The organism is Streptomyces sp. NPDC107471 (genome assembly GCF_055582845.1).
Genome location: NZ_JBVJPC010000005.1, coordinates 600195 through 602223, shown reverse-complemented (window position 1 = coordinate 602223; position 2029 = coordinate 600195). Strand labels below are relative to the sequence as shown.

Here is a 2029-nt window from a genome sequence, read left to right as displayed (position 1 = left end):
CACCCCGGGGGCATCGCTGACCTCCGGGAACTCCAGCGTGGCGACGACCTCCGGCGGGGCGAGGGCCGGCAGCAGGCAGCGCAGCATGCTCTCTATGCGTTCGGGCAGGTCGCCGCGGGCGCTGGAGAGCCGCGACATGATCTGCGTGCCGGTGTACGCGGCGACGATCACCTGGGCGAACGCGGCCTCGTCGACCTCGGGCCGGAGCTGGCCCAGGTCGCGGGCCTCGGCGAGATGGATGCCGAACTGCTCGGCCCACCAGTCGTAGATCGAGTAGTTGAGCAGGTTCACCTCGCTCTGCTCGACGGCGAGCCGGACGCCGGCCCGGAACAGGACGTTCGAGCGCATCTCCACGGCCAGGTAATGGCACACGTCGATGAGCTGTTGCAGGCCCTTCTTGCCGCTGGGCCACTTCAGCTCGGCGGCCTGTTCGACGATGACCGCCCGGGCCAGTTCCTCCTTCGACTTGAAGTGGAAGTACATGGCTCCGGTTGTGGTCTCGGCCTTTCTCAGGATCGCGTTGAGACCCGCCCCGTGGTACCCGACCTGGTCGAACATCTCCGCGGCCGCGCGAATGAGCGCCGCCCGGGTGCGCTCCGCGCGCTCCTGCCGTTGTCGTGCCATCGGCAGACTCCTCGTGCCTGTAGACAAACAAAAAGAACGACCTCTATTTTATTCACGTCGAGGCCGCCCTGTCACCGTCGGCGGCGTCGATTCACTTGCGCGTGCCCTACTCGGACGTCACCGCATCAGGGGGAACACCATGACCATCGACCTCGCTCAGCACGGTCTCACGAACCGTTTTGAGATGGTTTCTGCCGACTACACCCACAAGACGAACCAGGACGAAATGCTGCTGCGCAACTGGCGGCGGACCGGCCCCGACACCTTCACGGTGACGGCCGCCTGGCCCGCGAACCACCGGTTCTACGTCAGCCGCCTGGGCCTGTACGACCCGCTCCTGCTCAGCGAGACGGTACGTCAGACACTCCCGCTGCTGTCCCACGGCGCCTACCAGGTGCCGTTCGGCCACCAGCTCCTGTGGAAGGACTTCGGCTGGACCCTCGACCCCGAGGCCGCGCGCGTGGACGACGGTCCGGCCGAGCTGGAGCTGCACATCACGTGCCACGAGGTGACGTACCGCCGGGACAGAGCCTCCGCGATATCCCTGAGCGTCGAGGTCGAGCGGGGCGGACGCCCGCTCGCCACCGCCCGTTCGCGCTTCACCATCCAGGACCGCACGGTCTACAACCGGCTGCGCGGGGCGTACGCCGATGCCACCGCGGCCACCGCGCGCGCCGTGCCGCTGCCGCCGCCGGCCGGCCTGTCGCCGTTCGGCCGGGACCGTTTCGAGGACGTGGTGCTCGCCGCGACCGACCGGCCCGACCACTGGCAGCTCAGGGTCGACACCACGCACCCCGTGCTCTTCGACCACCTCGTGGACCACGCCCCCGGCATGCTGCTGCTGGAGGCCGCGCGCCAGGCCGCCCTGGCCACCGCGCATCCCCGCCCGACGGCGGTCACCGGCATGGACTCCGACTTCGTCCGGTACGCCGAGATGGACGTCCCCTGCCTGCTTCGGGCCGAACGCCTCACGGACCCGGGCCGCGTCCGGGTCAGCGCCCACCAGAACGACCGCGAGATCTTCTCCAGCCTCGTCACCCTGACCCCGGCCTCCACCGCAGCGGCCACCCCCCGCGACCTCGCCGCCTGACCCGGGCCGGGTGCGGACGCGGGGCGACGGCACGCCTGCCGGGGACCTACCGCCCGCCTGAAGGACCTGCTCGTCCCGACGCCGCACAGACGGGACGAGCGGGCCAGTGCCGCAAGGCCCCCCGCCGAGCAGCCCAGGCCGACAACTCCGACAGCACGCACCCAGCCCCGCCGCCTGACCTGCGGTGCTGTCCCGCCGACTGGCGGGCGCCGCCACCCGGGCGCACGGGCGGGGACGGGCGGGCAAGGGCTACGAAGAACCCGACCGAGAAACCCAAGCCGAGAACCCCGACAGCACGCATCCGGCCCCACCATC

At 70.6% G+C, this 2029-nt stretch carries 2 protein-coding genes; one reads left to right on the top strand and one right to left on the bottom strand.

Annotation, left to right across the window (positions count from 1 at the left end; all coding sequences use genetic code 11):
* A partial coding sequence (locus ACZ66S_RS20215) for a ScbR family autoregulator-binding transcription factor (RefSeq protein WP_469902861.1) occupies positions 1-624 on the bottom strand: 624 nt, incomplete at its 3' end.
* 184 nt (positions 625-808) lie between these two features.
* Here ACZ66S_RS20215 and ACZ66S_RS20210 point away from each other — a divergent pair.
* Entirely contained in the window at positions 809-1714 is a 906-nt protein-coding gene (locus tag ACZ66S_RS20210; protein WP_469902860.1) for a ScbA/BarX family gamma-butyrolactone biosynthesis protein, read from the top strand.
* Positions 1715-2029 lie beyond the last annotated feature (315 nt).